Here is an 11,990-nt window from a genome sequence, read left to right on the forward strand (position 1 = left end):
TCAACAAGGGCCGGGTCAATGAAGTCGGTGGCTACATCACTTTTCTTCGGCAGGCTTGACCAATCGCTTCTCCAGTTCGCTGCACGCGTGCTGGATCATGTTTTCAGTGATCGGTACTTCGCGGCCCTGTTCATCGATTATCGAGCACCCCAGAGACTGGTCTGGCTGCGTGCGGATCACTTCAATCTTGTCATCGCTGCGTTGTTGCAAGGACATGGCCTGTCTCCTCATCAGGTTGTGTGCCTAGTGTAGAACCGCTAGGTGACCAGGCTGTGACAGCTCCCTGCGATCGCTCCTGAACGGCATCGCCAGTCGACCAGAAATATCCAGACATGGCTACCTCAACTTTAGACCAATAGCATCTAGGCACTAGACTGCACGGTCATAATTAACCTGACTCATTCTGATTCAGCCGTTTTCCCCATGGGGCGGTGTACGCTGGTCCTATCAATTGCTCCCTTGTGGAAGATGCAAATGCTCACAGTTCGTCACCGTCGTGCAATTCGTCTGGCCAGTCGTTTCATCGCGCCTTATCGCTGGCACGCGCTGGGCGCCCTGTTCGCACTGGTGGTCACGGCGGGCATTACCTTGTCCATGGGCCAGGGCATTCGCCTGCTGGTGGACCAAGGGTTCATGACCCAGTCGCCGCATTTGCTCAACCAGTCCATCGGTTTGTTCATGTTGCTGGTGATCGGCCTGGCGGTCGGCACCTTTGCCAGGTTTTACCTGGTGTCGTGGATCGGCGAGCGTTGTGTCGCCGACATCCGTCGCCGGGTGTTCAATCATCTGGTCTACCTGCACCCGGGGTTCTACGAGGACAACCGCAGCTCCGAGATCCAGTCGCGCCTGACCGCCGATACCACGCTGCTGCAATCGGTGATCGGCTCCTCCCTGTCGCTGTTCCTGCGCAACTTGCTGATGGTGATCGGCGGGATCGTCTTGCTGTTTGTCACCAATCCAAAACTCACCAGTATCGTGGTGATTGCCTTGCCGTTGGTGATCGCGCCGATCCTGATTTTCGGCCGGCGGGTGCGTAGTCTGTCGCGCCTGAGCCAGGACCGGATTGCCGATATCGGCAGCTATGTGTCCGAGACCCTGGGCCAGATCAAGACCGTGCAGGCCTACAACCACCAGGCCCAGGATGAGCAGCGTTTCGCCGTCACCGTGGAAGAGGCGTTCGACACGGCGCGCAGGCGCATCTTCCAGCGGGCCTGGCTGATTACCCTGGTGATCGTGTTGGTGCTGGGTGCCGTCGGCGTGATGCTCTGGGTCGGCGGCATGGATGTGATTGCCGGGCGGATTTCCGCGGGTGAGCTGGCGGCATTCGTTTTCTACAGCCTGATCGTCGGCAGCGCCTTCGGCACCTTGAGTGAGGTGATCGGCGAATTGCAGCGCGCGGCGGGCGCGGCGGAGCGGATCGCCGAGTTGCTGCGGGCGCAGAACATCATCCAGCCACCGACCACGGGCCTGGTGACCTTGCCCGAACGGGTGCGGGGTGACCTGGTGTTGCAGGATGTGCGTTTCTGCTACCCCTCACGCCCCGAAAGCTATGCCGTCGACGGCCTGAGCCTGACCATCCAGGCTGGGGAAACCCTGGCGTTGGTTGGGCCGTCCGGGGCTGGCAAATCCACGGTGTATGACCTGCTGCTGCGCTTTTACGACCCCGCCGAAGGCCGCATCCTGCTCGATGGCGTGCCCCTGATCCAACTCGATCCTCTGGACCTGCGGCGTTGCTTCGCCCTGGTCTCACAAACCCCGGCGCTGTTTTTCGGCAGCATCGAAGACAACCTGCGCTACGGCAACCCGACCGCGACCTCGGCCGAGGTGCGGGAGGCGGCAAAAATCGCCTACGCCCATGACTTCATCGAAGCCATGCCCAACGGCTACCAGACCCATCTGGGCGACGGCGGCCTCGGCTTGTCCGGCGGCCAGCGCCAGCGCCTGGCCATCGCCCGCGCGCTGCTGGTGGATGCGCCCATCCTGCTGCTGGACGAAGCCACCAGCGCCCTCGACGCCCAAAGCGAGCACCTGATCCAGCAGGCATTGCCGAGCCTGATGAAAAACCGCACCACCCTGGTCATCGCCCACCGCCTGGCCACGGTAAAAAACGCTGATCGTATTGCGGTGATGGATCAAGGGAAACTGGTGGCGGTGGGAACGCACCAGTCGCTGATTGCGAACAATGCGTTGTATGCGCGGTTGGCGGCGTTGCAGTTCAGTGATGGACATGAAGCGGCATGAATCGACGCTGCTGGATGTTGCATGCAGCACTCAATGAGCTGGCGACCGTTGTAGGAGCTGGCTTGCCAGCGAAGGCGCCCGAAAGACCAGCGCAACGTTCAAGGACGCCATCGCCGGCAAGCCGGACTCCTACAATTGAAGGCGCCCGCAAGACCAGCGCAATGCTCAGGGGCGCCTGTCACTGATCATCAAAATACCGCTCATGCCAATCCACCAGCGGTTGCGGTGAGTTGAGTTTCTGGCCGTAGATCACCGAATACGACAGCACGTTCTGCACGTACTGGCGGGTTTCGTCGAACGGGATGCTTTCCACCCAGACGTCGAAGCTCAGGTGATCGGCACCGCGCAGCCACTGGCGCACGCGGCCCGGGCCGGCGTTGTAGGCGGCGGAGGCGAGGACGCGGTTGCCGTTGAACTGGCTGTGGACCTGGCTCAGGTAGGCGGCGCCGAGCTGAATGTTCTTGTCCGGGTCCAGCACTTGCTGCGGCGAGGCCAGTGGAATGCTGAACTTGCGTGCGGTTTCCTTGGCCGTTCCCGGCATCAATTGCATCAGGCCGCTGGCACCGACACCGGAGCGGGCGTCGTCCATGAAGGCGCTTTCCTGGCGGGTAATGGCAAATACCCAACTGGGATGCAGGCCACGGATCTTCGCTTCACGGACCAGGGTTTCGCGATGGGCCATCGGGAAACGAATGTCCAGGTCGTCCCAGTACTGAGCCTGGCTGATGGTGCGAATCGCCGGGAAATACCATTTCAGGTCGTAGGCCAGTTTCGCCTGGGCGACCATTTCGTCGCGACTGAAATGGCGGCTGACGTGATACCACTCGCGGCGACCGTCGACGATCTGCCCGCGGGCATGAAATTCCAGGGCGCGACGCACGCCGGGGGTGTTGCGCACCTTGTTGATCAGCGCCTGGCTGAGCACCAGCGGTTTATTGTTCAGCGAATAGGGCGACTGCGACCGGTCGGCGGCGAGGAAACCATAGAAATCGCGCTCGCGGGCCAGGTTCTTGTAGAGGGTTTGCGCTTCGGGGTTCTGCGGTTGCGCCAGTTCGAGGCTGCGGGCCTGCCAGTAGCGCCAGCGGTTGGCGGTGGCCAGGTCCTGGGGCAGGCGGCGCGTCAGCTGGTAGGCATCGTCCCAGCGCGCCAGGCGCAACAACAAGCGCATGCGCCATTCAGACACCGTGTTGTCACGCAGCTCCGGGTCGTACTTGGTCATCATGTCCAGCGCGCGACTGTCGAAGCGTTTTGCCAAAGTCAGCCCGATTTCCCGGGCGATCGCCACTTTTTCGTCGCGGGAGAAATGCATGCTGCTGGCGTAACCGTCAAGCAGGCTCATGGCCCGGTCTGGGTCCTGGCGGGCGAGACGGCGCAGGCCGAGGCTGACCACGTCGGACATCGGTTCGTCGGCCGGGGTGAAGCGCGACGGCGAATTGAGCAACTCCGGGTTCTGGGCCACATCGATCAGCAGGCGGCCACGCGGGGCGAGGGTGGTCAAGCCATTGACCAGGCTGTTGGCCAGCGGGTAGTTGCGCGCCTGGGCGGCGAGCTTGGTGCGTTCCCAGCGCTTCTGCTCGGTCAACTGGCCTTCGGCCGCCCACATGCCGAACAGCGCGTCACAGGCCGCCGGTTGAGTCTTGCCGGTCAGCCAGAGCTTGTTGGCGTTGGCGTACCCTTCGGTCTTCTGGTTGTGGCTGATCTGATACTGGGCGTTCAGGCAGTCCAGCTCGGTGAAATTCATTTTGGGGTCGTAATACTTGACGAACGTCGCCCAATCGCCGCGTTCAGCCAGCCAGCGCAACCAGCGCAGCTTCATCCAGTTGGCCTGGGGCAGGTCACCGTGTTCGGCGAGGAATTTCTCGATCTCGGCATTGCTTGCGGTCTTCAGGCGCGCGGTCAGCTCGTCGTAGGCCAGGTAAGGTTCCAACGGATAGTCGGCCAGGGCCTGGCTGTAACGGAAATACGGACCGGTGTCGCCCTTGGCCAGGGCGCGCTTGGCTTCATCGTAGTACTGGCGTTGGGTGGACAGGTCCACCGCCTGGACGGATTGAACGGCAGCGGCAGACAGTAAAAAACACGACAAAAGATTGAGAAGGCGACTGCGCATGAGACGTCCGGACAGAAAAAACATGACAAGTGCCGGCGACGCCTGCACTGAATTATTCGTAGCTTAGCCTTTTGCCAGCAATGGGCGAAAGCTTTGCCGGGCTGTCTGCATCAGTTCGCAACATTTGTTGTGCAGAGTGCTACCAAGGTGAAAATGCCGGCCTGCTGGAGCCCCGTTTCAGGTAGAATGCGCGCCCGGTTTTTGGAGAAGCTCATGACCCTGCTCAAATTCAGCGATGTGTCCCTTGCTTTCGGCGCTATGCCGTTGTTGGACAAGGTGTCCTGGCAGATCGCCCGTGGAGAGCGGGTGTGCATCATCGGCCGCAACGGCACTGGCAAGTCCAGCATGATGAAGCTCGTCAAGGGCGACCAGAAGCCCGATGACGGCTCGGTTTGGCGCGCACCCGGTCTCAAGATTGGCGAATTGCCGCAAGAATTGCCGGTAGCCGACGAGCGGACAGTGTTCGACGTGGTTGCCGAAGGCCTGGACGGTGTCGGCGCGTTGCTCGCCGAATATCACCACCTGAGCCAGAACTGCGTCACCGATGCCGACCTGGACAAGCTGATGCACGTCCAGCACGACCTCGAAGCCCGCGACGGCTGGCGCTTGCAGACCCTGGTCGACAGCACCCTGAGTCGCCTGCAGTTGCCAGCCGACAAGACCCTCGCCGAATTGTCCGGTGGCTGGCGTCGTCGTGTCCTGTTGGCCCAGGCCCTGGTGTCCGAGCCGGACCTGCTCCTGCTCGACGAGCCGACCAACCACCTGGACATCGGTGCCATCGCCTGGCTGGAAGAGGCGCTGAAGGATTTCCAGGGCGCCGTGCTGTTCATCACGCACGACCGTTCCTTCCTGCAGAACCTGGCGACCCGCATCCTCGAACTGGACCGCGGTGGCCTGATCGACTGGAACGGCGACTACGCCAGCTTCCTGGTGCACAAAGAAGCCGAACTGGCTGCAGAAGCCACCGCCAACGCGCTGTTCGACAAGCGTTTGGCCCAGGAAGAAGTGTGGATTCGCCAGGGCATCAAGGCCCGTCGTACCCGTAACGAAGGCCGCGTTCGCGCCCTGAAAGCCCTGCGCGTCGAGCGCAGCGAGCGTCGTGAGCGCACCGGCAAGGCCAACATCCAGCTGGAAACCGCTGACAAGTCCGGCAAGCAGGTAATGGTGCTCGAGAACGTGAGCTTCGCTCACCCGGGCGGTCCGTTCCTGATCAAGGACTTCTCGATGGTGCTGCAGCGCGGCGACCGCATCGGTCTGCTCGGCGCCAACGGCACCGGCAAGACCACGCTGCTCAAGCTGATGCTCAGTGGCCTGCAGCCCACCAGCGGCAAGGTGGAAGAGGGCACCCGGATCGACGTCGCCTACTTCGACCAGTTGCGCCACCAGCTGGACCTGGAAAAAACCGTGATCGACAACGTCGCCGAAGGTCGCGATTTCATCGATATCGACGGCCAGAGCCGCCACGTGCTGAGCTACCTTGGTGACTTCCTGTTCAGCCCCCAGCGTGCCCGCACGCCGGTCAAGGCGCTGTCCGGTGGCGAGCGTGCCCGCCTGTTGCTGGCCAAGCTGTTCAGCAAGCCGGCGAACCTGCTGGTGCTCGACGAACCGACCAACGACCTCGACGTGGAAACCCTCGAGCTGCTCGAAGAGGTCTTGCTGACCTTCAACGGCACCGTGCTGATGGTCAGCCACGACCGGGCATTCCTCGACAACGTGGTCACCAGCACCCTGGTCTTCGAAGGTGAAGGTCTGGTTCGCGAATACGTCGGTGGTTATCAGGACTGGCTGCGCCAGGGCGGTTCGCCGCGCCTGCTGGGCGTGACCGAGAGCAAGTCCGGCAAGGCCGACCTGAACTCCGCCGTGGTCAAGGCCGAGCCTGCGCCAGTCGCGGCAGCAGCCGAAGCGCCGGTGGCGAAGAAGAAGCTCAGCTACAAGCTGCAGCGCGAGCTGGAAGCGTTGCCGGGGCAGATCGAAGCCATGGAGCAGCAGATTGCTGCCGTTGAGGCGCAGATGGCCGATGCCGGCTTCTACCTGCGTCCGGCGGCGGAAACCGCTGCGGTGATCGCCCAGCTGGCGCAGTTGCAGGCTGAACTCGACATCATGGTCGAGCGCTGGGCCGAACTGGATGCCTGATTGATCCTGTAACAAAAAAGCCCGGCTTCACACACGTGAACGCCGGGCTTTTCATATGGAATGCAATCCCCTGTAGGAGCGAGCTCGCTCGCGATGAACCTCAGAGCGCCGCGGGTTACCAGGCTTCCAGCGTCATCGTTGACGACCATCGCGAGCAAGCTCGCTCCTACAGGGGTTTGCTTTAGCTTTTGTTTTGCAGGCGCACTGCCAGCACATCGCAAGGCGCGCCGTGCAGGACGTCGTTGGCAGTGGAGCCCAGCAGCAGTGCCAGGCCATGGCGGCCGTGACTGCCGACCACGATCATGTCGCACCCTTGCTCCTTGGCCAGGTGGTGAATCTCCTGGCGTGGCTGGCCGTAGGTCAGGTGGCTGTATTCCCTGGAGAGCTCAGGGTATTTCAGGATCAAGCGATCGAGACGCTCCTTGGCCTGGTCGAACTGCTGTTGTTGCAGTTGTGACAGGTCCATCGGCACATCGCCACCAAAGGCCATGGCCATCGGCTCGACGATATGCACCAGGGACAATTTCGCCCCATTGCTCACCGACAGCTCGCGAGCACGGTGGATGACAGGGTCGCACTCTTCGGTCAGATCTACAGCGACCAGGATGTGGTTGTAGGGCATGAGGTGCTCCTCCTGAGGATTGCAATATTGGTAAGTATGGCTGGTTTCAAGCGCATTGGTTCCAAAGTGGCTCAATGTGCTCATCAAGAATCGGGAGTACAGATATGACGGTCTGGATAGTGGTGTCAATCCTGTTGGTGGTACTCAGCCCGCTGGCATGGCTGCGACCCTCGCGCCAGCAGAGCGGCCGCATGGCCCTGCGCATGGAGGCGCGACGCATTGGCCTGGCCATGCAGCTGGCGCCGCAGGAATGGCCACACTGGCTCGCCCAGGAGCCGCCAAACCCTTGTGCGCAGTACCATCGACCACGCCTGGGCAATCAACCGGCGTGCTGGAGTTACTGGCAAAAATCGCCGGGTCTGTGGGTCAACCAGTGGCAGGAACCCTGCGACGATCCTCTGCTGCTCAATCATTTCGAAAAATTGCCGGGCAACGTCTACAAGGTCGAGGCCGACAAGCAGATGATCACCCTGTATTGGGGCGAGAAGGGCGAAGCCGAGGTCTTGCAGCACATCGACGCCACCCTCAAGGCCCTGGCCTGAATCCCCACCCTTGTAGGAGCTGGCTTGCCAGCGATGGACGTCAACGATGACGTTTGAAACCTGACACCCCGCGGCGTTCTCAGGTCCATCGCGAGCAAGCTCGCTCCTACAGGGGTTTTTTTGGCAGGCAATAAAAAGCCCGACAACTTCATCGGGCGGGGGTTGGCCAGGCAGGCCGGTAATTCGGTGTGGGCTGATCTTACGCTGGGCATTCGCCAAAAGCGTTCACTTTTTTCCCCAGGTTCCGCCAGCGTAGCCGGTTAAACACAGGCTGCCGTGAATTAGGGCGAATTTTCTAATGATTGATCCTATGAATGGTTGTGCATACCTGTGCGTATTGCAGGTACTGGCGATACGGATATGACCGCGAAGTCGCATTACAACCCGAGTTTTGGGCGATTGACAATTGTCGGAAATTCCGTGAAGGTGACGTACCCAAATCAAACGGGCGTATGAATTGAGCGTTTGTCCGACAAACCGCTCCTACAGAATCCCGACTATCGCGTTGGCGGGTGTGCCGGGTTGAGAGGCGTAGCATCGACGTTTAACGTCCTGCCGAACCCTTCACCCGCGTCCGACGTGTACTGTTCAGCTTCCATATCGTGGAGATCAGTTGATGATTTACGAAGGTAAAGCCATCACGGTTAAGGCTCTTGAAAGTGGCATCGTCGAACTGAAGTTCGACCTCAAGGGTGAGTCCGTCAACAAGTTCAACCGTCTAACCCTGAACGAACTGCGTCAGTCCGTAGACGCCATCAAGGCAGATGCGTCGATCAAGGGTGTGATCGTCAGCAGTGGCAAGGACGTGTTCATCGTCGGTGCCGACATCACCGAATTCGTCGACAACTTCAAGCTGCCGGATGCAGAGCTTGTGGCTGGCAACCTCGAAGCCAACAAGATTTTCAGCGATTTCGAAGACCTCAACGTCCCGACCGTCGCCGCGATCAATGGCATCGCGTTGGGTGGCGGTCTGGAAATGTGCCTGGCAGCGGACTACCGCGTCATGTCGACCAAGGCCAAGATCGGTCTGCCGGAAGTCAAGCTGGGCATCTACCCGGGCTTCGGCGGCACCGTTCGTCTGCCGCGCCTGATCGGTACCGACAACGCCATCGAGTGGATTGCCGCCGGCAAGGAAAACCGTCCTGAAGACGCGCTGAAAGTCGGCGCCGTCGATGCCGTGGTTGCTCCTGAGAAGCTGCAGGATGCCGCCCTGGAGCTGATCAAGCGCGCCATTTCCGGCGAGTTCGACTACAAGGCCAAGCGCCAGCCGAAGCTTGAAAAACTCAAGCTGAACGCTATCGAACAAATGATGGCTTTCGAAACCGCCAAGGGTTTCGTGGCCGGCCAGGCTGGCCCGAACTACCCGGCCCCGGTCGAAGCGATCAAGACCATCCAGAAAGCCGCGAACTTCGGTCGTGACAAGGCGCTGGAAATCGAAGCTGCCGGTTTCGTCAAGCTGGCCAAGACTTCGGCAGCCCAGTGCCTGATCGGTCTGTTCCTGAATGATCAGGAATTGAAGAAAAAGGCCAAGGCCTACGACGAAATCGCCAAGGACGTGAAGCAGGCCGCCGTATTGGGCGCCGGCATCATGGGTGGCGGTATCGCCTATCAGTCGGCGTCCAAAGGCACGCCGATCCTGATGAAGGACATCAACGAGCACGGTATCGAGCAGGGTCTGGCCGAAGCCGCCAAGCTGCTGGTGAGCCGCGTCGATAAAGGCCGCATGACCGCCGCGAAAATGGCTGAAGTGCTCAACGGCATACGTCCGACCTTGTCCTACGGTGACTTCGGACACGTCGACCTGGTGGTTGAAGCCGTCGTCGAGAACCCGAAGGTCAAGCAAGCCGTTCTGGCCGAAGTCGAAGCCCAGGTCAAAGAGGACACCATCCTCGCTTCCAACACTTCGACCATTTCCATCAGCCTGCTGGCCAAGGCCCTCAAGCGTCCGGAAAACTTCGTCGGCATGCACTTCTTCAACCCGGTGCACATGATGCCGCTGGTGGAAGTGATCCGTGGCGAGAAGTCCAGCGAGCTGGCGGTTGCCACCACCGTTGCCTACGCCAAGAAAATGGGCAAGAACCCGATCGTGGTCAACGACTGCCCGGGCTTCTTGGTCAACCGCATCCTGTTCCCGTACTTCGGCGGTTTCGCCAAGCTGGTCAGCGCCGGTGTGGACTTCGTGCGTATCGACAAGGTCATGGAAAAATTCGGCTGGCCAATGGGCCCGGCGTACCTGATGGACGTGGTCGGCATCGACACCGGCCACCACGGTCGCGACGTGATGGCTGAAGGCTTCCCGGACCGCATGAAGGACGACCGCCGCTCGGCCGTGGACGTGCTTTACGAAGCCAAGCGCCTGGGTCAGAAGAACGGCAAGGGCTTCTACGCCTACGAGACCGACAAGCGCGGCAAGCAGAAGAAAGTCGCCGATCCGTCGGTGCTGGAAGTGCTCAAGCCGATCGTCTTTGAGCAGCGTGAAGTCACCGACGAAGACATCATCAACTGGATGATGATCCCGCTGTGCCTGGAAACCGTGCGCTGCCTGGAAGACGGCATCGTCGAAACCGCCGCCGAAGCCGACATGGGTCTGGTCTACGGTATTGGTTTCCCTCCATTCCGTGGCGGTGCGCTGCGCTACATCGATTCGATCGGTGTGGCCCAGTTCGTTGCCCTGGCTGACCAGTACGCTGATTTGGGCGCGCTGTACCACCCGACCGCGAAGCTGCGCGAAATGGCCAAGAACGGCCAGAGCTTCTTCGGTTAAGCGCCCCCAACTAGAGTGAGAGTGAACTTATGAGCTTGAATCCTAGAGACGTCGTGATTGTCGACTTCGGTCGTACTCCGATGGGCCGCTCCAAGGGCGGCATGCACCGCAACACCCGCGCCGAGGACATGTCGGCGCACCTGATCAGCAAATTGCTGGAACGTAACGTCAAGGTCGACCCGAGCGAAGTCGAAGACGTGATCTGGGGCTGTGTGAACCAGACCCTGGAGCAGGGCTGGAACATCGCGCGCATGGCGTCGCTGATGACCCAGATCCCGCACACCTCGGCCGGCCAGACCGTCAGCCGCCTGTGTGGCTCGTCGATGAGTGCCCTGCACACCGCTGCGCAAGCGATCATGACCGGCAACGGTGACGTTTTCGTGGTTGGCGGCGTCGAGCATATGGGACACGTGAGCATGATGCACGGTGTCGATCCGAACCCGCACATGTCGCTGTACGCGGCAAAAGCTTCGGGCATGATGGGCCTGACCGCGGAAATGCTGGGCAAGATGCACGGCATCACCCGCGAACAGCAGGACGCCTTTGGCGTGCGCTCCCACCAACTCGCCCACAAGGCGACTGTGGAAGGCAAGTTCAAGGACGAAATCATCCCGATGCAGGGCTACGACGAGAACGGTTTCCTGAAAACCTTCGACTACGACGAAACCATTCGTCCGGAAACCACCCTGGAAAGCCTGGCGGCGTTGAAGCCTGCTTTCAATCCAAAGGGTGGCACCGTGACAGCCGGTACTTCGTCGCAAATCACCGATGGTGCCTCGTGCATGATCGTGATGTCGGCGCAGCGCGCACAGGACCTGGGTATCCAGCCGATGGCAGTGATCCGCTCGATGGCCGTGGCAGGTGTGGATCCGGCGATCATGGGCTATGGTCCAGTACCGGCCACACAGAAAGCACTGAAGCGTGCGGGTCTGAGCATCTCCGACATCGACTACTTCGAGCTCAACGAAGCTTTCGCCGCACAGGCCCTGCCAGTGCTGAAAGATCTGAAAGTGCTCGACAAGATGAATGAGAAGGTTAACCTGCACGGCGGCGCGATCGCCCTGGGCCACCCGTTTGGTTGCTCCGGTGCGCGGATCTCCGGCACTTTGCTCAATGTGATGAAGCAAAATGGCGGCAACCTTGGGGTAGCCACCATGTGCATTGGTCTCGGCCAAGGCATCTCCACCGTCTTCGAACGCGTTTAAACGTTGCGTTGACGGAAGCCGGGGCCAAGTGCCCCGGTTTTTGTTTTTGCGGATTTTTTTATTTTTTATTTTGAACGGATTTGAGTGAGGGCCGAAGCATGCCGATACAACCTGGGCTCTATCAACATTACAAAGGTCCGCAGTACCGTGTGTTCAGTGTCGCGCGGCATTCGGAAACCGAGGAAGAAGTGGTCTTCTACCAAGCCCTGTATGGCGATTACGGCTTTTGGGTGCGCCCCTTGAGCATGTTCCTGGAATCCGTCGAAGTTGACGGCGAGCAGGTGCCACGCTTTGCTTTGGTGCAAGCTGAACCGAGCGTTTTTCCGAAGCCGTAAGGGCAGGGCGCGCAGAACCCTGCGCTTGACCTCACCTTGTA

Annotated in this window: 9 protein-coding genes; 6 read left to right on the top strand and 3 right to left on the bottom strand. The window is 60.5% G+C overall.

Annotation, left to right across the window (positions count from 1 at the left end):
- Nucleotides 1–36: 36 nt before the first annotated feature.
- Nucleotides 37–216, bottom strand: a complete 180-nt coding sequence (locus ACYP2Q_RS06305) for a PA1571 family protein (protein ID WP_459729720.1) — start codon at nt 214–216, stop codon at nt 37–39.
- 258 nt (nt 217–474) lie between these two features.
- Here ACYP2Q_RS06305 and ACYP2Q_RS06310 point away from each other — a divergent pair, with 258 nt between their 5' ends.
- A complete protein-coding gene (locus tag ACYP2Q_RS06310; protein WP_459729721.1) occupies nt 475–2,241 on the top strand; it encodes an ABC transporter transmembrane domain-containing protein in 1,767 nt (588 codons plus the stop codon).
- Nucleotides 2,242–2,419: 178 nt separating this feature from the next.
- Here ACYP2Q_RS06310 and ACYP2Q_RS06315 read toward each other — a convergent pair whose 3' ends face one another.
- Nucleotides 2,420–4,348 carry a transglycosylase SLT domain-containing protein gene (locus ACYP2Q_RS06315; RefSeq protein ID WP_459729722.1) on the bottom strand — a complete coding sequence of 643 codons (1,929 nt, stop codon included), beginning with the start codon at nt 4,346–4,348 and terminating at the stop codon, nt 2,420–2,422.
- Between the two features lie 213 nt (nt 4,349–4,561).
- Here ACYP2Q_RS06315 and ACYP2Q_RS06320 point away from each other — a divergent pair, with 213 nt between their 5' ends.
- Nucleotides 4,562–6,481 (top strand): ATP-binding cassette domain-containing protein, encoded by a 1,920-nt coding sequence (locus ACYP2Q_RS06320; RefSeq protein ID WP_274077090.1) that lies wholly within the window; start codon nt 4,562–4,564, stop codon nt 6,479–6,481.
- Between the two features lie 181 nt (nt 6,482–6,662).
- Here the strand turns inward: ACYP2Q_RS06320 and ACYP2Q_RS06325 are convergent, their stop codons facing one another.
- Nucleotides 6,663–7,103 carry a universal stress protein gene (locus ACYP2Q_RS06325; RefSeq protein ID WP_274077089.1) on the bottom strand — a complete coding sequence of 147 codons (441 nt, stop codon included), beginning with the start codon at nt 7,101–7,103 and terminating at the stop codon, nt 6,663–6,665.
- Between the two features lie 104 nt (nt 7,104–7,207).
- Here ACYP2Q_RS06325 and ACYP2Q_RS06330 point away from each other — a divergent pair, with 104 nt between their 5' ends.
- The 4 genes from ACYP2Q_RS06330 to ACYP2Q_RS06345 all read left to right on the top strand — a co-directional run bounded on the left by ACYP2Q_RS06330 (nt 7,208) and on the right by ACYP2Q_RS06345 (nt 11,949).
- Nucleotides 7,208–7,645: a hypothetical protein gene (locus tag ACYP2Q_RS06330; RefSeq protein WP_459729723.1), complete on the top strand. Its 438-nt coding sequence runs from the start codon at nt 7,208–7,210 to the stop codon at nt 7,643–7,645.
- Nucleotides 7,646–8,261: 616 nt separating this feature from the next.
- Entirely contained in the window at nt 8,262–10,409 is a 2,148-nt protein-coding gene (gene fadB, locus ACYP2Q_RS06335) for a fatty acid oxidation complex subunit alpha FadB (protein ID WP_459729724.1), read from the top strand.
- A gap of 29 nt (nt 10,410–10,438) precedes the next feature.
- Nucleotides 10,439–11,614 (top strand): acetyl-CoA C-acyltransferase FadA, encoded by a 1,176-nt coding sequence (gene fadA, locus ACYP2Q_RS06340; protein ID WP_323608959.1) that lies wholly within the window; start codon nt 10,439–10,441, stop codon nt 11,612–11,614.
- 98 nt (nt 11,615–11,712) lie between these two features.
- Nucleotides 11,713–11,949, top strand: coding sequence for a DUF1653 domain-containing protein (locus tag ACYP2Q_RS06345; protein ID WP_046819512.1), 237 nt, complete (start codon nt 11,713–11,715; stop codon nt 11,947–11,949).
- The last annotated feature ends 41 nt before the right edge of the window (nt 11,950–11,990 follow it).

The sequence above is a fragment of the Pseudomonas sp. MHK4 genome (assembly GCF_054600775.1).

Coding starts and splice junctions, on each gene's coding strand:
- ACYP2Q_RS06345 (WP_046819512.1), top strand. CDS start 11,713: ATGCCGATACAACCTGGGCTCTATCAACATTACAAAGGTCCGCAGTAC.
- ACYP2Q_RS06315 (WP_459729722.1), bottom strand. CDS start 4,348: ATGCGCAGTCGCCTTCTCAATCTTTTGTCGTGTTTTTTACTGTCTGCC.
- ACYP2Q_RS06310 (WP_459729721.1), top strand. CDS start 475: ATGCTCACAGTTCGTCACCGTCGTGCAATTCGTCTGGCCAGTCGTTTC.
- ACYP2Q_RS06325 (WP_274077089.1), bottom strand. CDS start 7,103: ATGCCCTACAACCACATCCTGGTCGCTGTAGATCTGACCGAAGAGTGC.
- ACYP2Q_RS06330 (WP_459729723.1), top strand. CDS start 7,208: ATGACGGTCTGGATAGTGGTGTCAATCCTGTTGGTGGTACTCAGCCCG.
- fadB (WP_459729724.1), top strand. CDS start 8,262: ATGATTTACGAAGGTAAAGCCATCACGGTTAAGGCTCTTGAAAGTGGC.
- fadA (WP_323608959.1), top strand. CDS start 10,439: ATGAGCTTGAATCCTAGAGACGTCGTGATTGTCGACTTCGGTCGTACT.
- ACYP2Q_RS06320 (WP_274077090.1), top strand. CDS start 4,562: ATGACCCTGCTCAAATTCAGCGATGTGTCCCTTGCTTTCGGCGCTATG.
- ACYP2Q_RS06305 (WP_459729720.1), bottom strand. CDS start 216: ATGTCCTTGCAACAACGCAGCGATGACAAGATTGAAGTGATCCGCACG.